The organism is Hydrocoleum sp. CS-953, assembly GCF_002260545.1.
GTDB lineage: Bacteria > Cyanobacteriota > Cyanobacteriia > Cyanobacteriales > Microcoleaceae > Trichodesmium.
This window is the reverse complement of the sequence record NZ_LGSU01000178.1, coordinates 1-2345: the sequence shown is the minus strand read 5'-3', so window position 1 is coordinate 2345 and position 2345 is coordinate 1. Positions and strand designations below refer to the sequence as shown.

The following is a 2345-nucleotide window of genomic DNA, read 5'->3' as shown; positions in this document are numbered from 1 at the left end:
CCTTTAGTTCTGAAATTATGGACTAAGAATGAATTTGTCTAGATATGACTACTTATTGGTAGATATGTCCAGATTTATTGGAACGGTTATTAAACCCTGAAAATTAATTTACGCTTGGACTATTTCTTGACAAACTATTAAAAATTTAATCAAATGAAATTTGATGAATCCAAATCTGCTACGCTTACATTATTAAGTTGGGCTAGCACCTCTCCAGTGCCAATAACTTTTAATAATGTGTTGTTACCACTTGCAACAAGATTTAAGTCATCACTCGATAAACCAACTAAGTCTATCTTCTCGTTTTGTGCCCTAAAATCTAAAATGATATCAGTCCCATGTCCACGGGAAAGTCTAAAAATATCTTTGCCGAAGCCACCTCTAAGGATGTCATCACCCCTGCCACCGTTAAGGATGTCATCACCCCTGCCACCGTTAAGGATGTCATCACCCCTGCCACCGTTAAGAATGTCATTGCCAGTACCGCCGGAAAGGGTGTCCTTGCCAGTACCGCCGGAAAGGGTGTCCTTGCCAGTACCACCGGAAAGTCTGTCATTGCCAAAACCGCCGTTAAGCCTGTCATTACCACGGTCACCGTTAAGAGTGTCATTANTACCACCGGAAAGTCTGTCATTGCCAAAACCGCCGTTAAGCCTGTCATTACCACGGTCACCGTTAAGAGTGTCATTACCAGTACCACCGTTAAGGGTGTCATTGCCAGCATCACCAGAAAGGGTGTCCTTGCCAGTACCACCGGAAAGTCTGTCATTGCCCCTACGGCCTAAAAGACGGTCATTGCCACCCAAACCCCTGATATTGTCGCTACGGTTAGTTCCCCTAAGAAAATTGTTTCCGTTTGTACCAACTATATTAGCCATTTTGTGTTTGTGTATTTCTGTGCTTATCTGTGTAATTTTAATTAACTATCACCGAATAGCTAAGNCAAACCCCTGATATTGTCGCTACGGTTAGTTCCCCTAAGAAAATTGTTTCCGTTTGTACCAACTATATTAGCCATTTTGTGTTTGTGTATTTCTGTGCTTATCTGTGTAATTTTAATTAACTATCACCGAATAGCTAAGTAATAATTATTAAGTATTATTAGCTATGCAGTTTATTTTGTCAACGAAATAAACTACGACAAATAGCTTAAAAAAAATAATCAAATTGCTAAAATAAAGACAAGACAAAGATTGTCTTTATTTTGCCTTTCTCAAGGAAATATTGCTTAAAAAAAATAGTCAAATTATTAAAAAAATCTTTATTTATAAGTGGACAAGTAAGCTCAGGTAAATCATAATCACAAAAAGTAAAAAAAGTAACAAGTGTTTGCTGAAATAGAAAATTTGGCACAAAAAAAAGGGCTATTAAGCCCTAAAAATTAGCCTATGCTTGAACTATTTTTTGACAAATTACGAAGAGTTTAATTAAAAGAAGCCTGATAAATCAAAATTAGAAAAATTTTTTACACTTCCATATTTTCCATATTTTCTGGTAATCAGCATATTGTGACCAATTGGTTGCCAATACGCCCTCAGCATATTATTAAGAAAACATTAATAACAAAATTGCAGCCTTTTTTTGAGTCTGTGTTAGATTAAGCAAAAATGCTTATAAGGCTCACAATAGAATGATAAACAGCTCAATTTTGACCAGAAATGGATTAGCTCCGAAAGTATCAGGAGGAAACAATAATTCTAATTCTATTCATCCAAGAAGTCACTTAAAGGAAAAAATAGTTGGTTTATTGAAAAAAGGGCAATCTTTATACATAACTGGGGAGGCAAGCTCAGGTAAATCAAATCTCTGTGAAGCGATCGCTCAATCTCTAAAATCTGAAAGACTTCCTGTGGCAACTCTGGCACCGGGTACTGCAAAGGAAATCTTGATAGGAGTTTGTGAGGATTTGGGAATAGACCCCAATGAGGGCTAAAACTAGAGAAGCTGATTTTTAGTGCCAACTTGTAGTTGCTAACTGATTTCAGTAAAACTCTCAAAATCTAAAAAAAGCTTGCCTGGCATGAATTATATGGTTTTTCATGCTTATTGGTAAACATGAAATTAAAACCTGAAAAATACAATGAGTGGTAGCTAACAAGCAATTAACAACTTAGTTATACAAGCTTTGTTTGGCAAGGGTTTTGGTTGAGCTTGGCACTAAATTACAGCTTCTCTAGCATTAAGCCTGCTTGCAGATTAAATCTCAAAGTATTTACAGATAACAGGTTTTAGCCTTTTTAGGTCGGTAAAAAGTACGCCTGTTTCAGCTCTTAATGCACGGTTCCCGAAAAATCAAAAAGTTAGTATTTTCGCTGCTGAGTATAGCAAAAAAATTACTACTCCCC

General features: G+C 36.5%; 2 protein-coding genes and 1 pseudogene. 1 reads left to right on the top strand and 2 read right to left on the bottom strand.

Features of this window, described 5'->3' with window-relative positions:
- Positions 1-149: 149 nt before the first annotated feature.
- Both AFK68_RS40850 and AFK68_RS40845 read right to left on the bottom strand, forming a co-directional pair.
- A pseudogene (locus AFK68_RS40850) lies at positions 150-612 on the bottom strand (calcium-binding protein); the annotation flags it as partial.
- Between the two features lies 1 nt (position 613).
- Positions 614-878 (bottom strand): calcium-binding protein (locus AFK68_RS40845; protein WP_305778117.1); only part of this gene is annotated, 265 nt, incomplete at its 3' end.
- 752 nt (positions 879-1630) lie between these two features.
- On the opposite strand from AFK68_RS40845, the gene AFK68_RS01425 reads away from it, so the two are divergent.
- Positions 1631-1933, top strand: coding sequence for a hypothetical protein (locus AFK68_RS01425; protein ID WP_094671055.1), 303 nt, complete (start codon positions 1631-1633; stop codon positions 1931-1933).
- Positions 1934-2345 lie beyond the last annotated feature (412 nt).

Coding starts and splice junctions, on each gene's coding strand:
- AFK68_RS01425 (WP_094671055.1), top strand. CDS start 1,631: ATGATAAACAGCTCAATTTTGACCAGAAATGGATTAGCTCCGAAAGTA.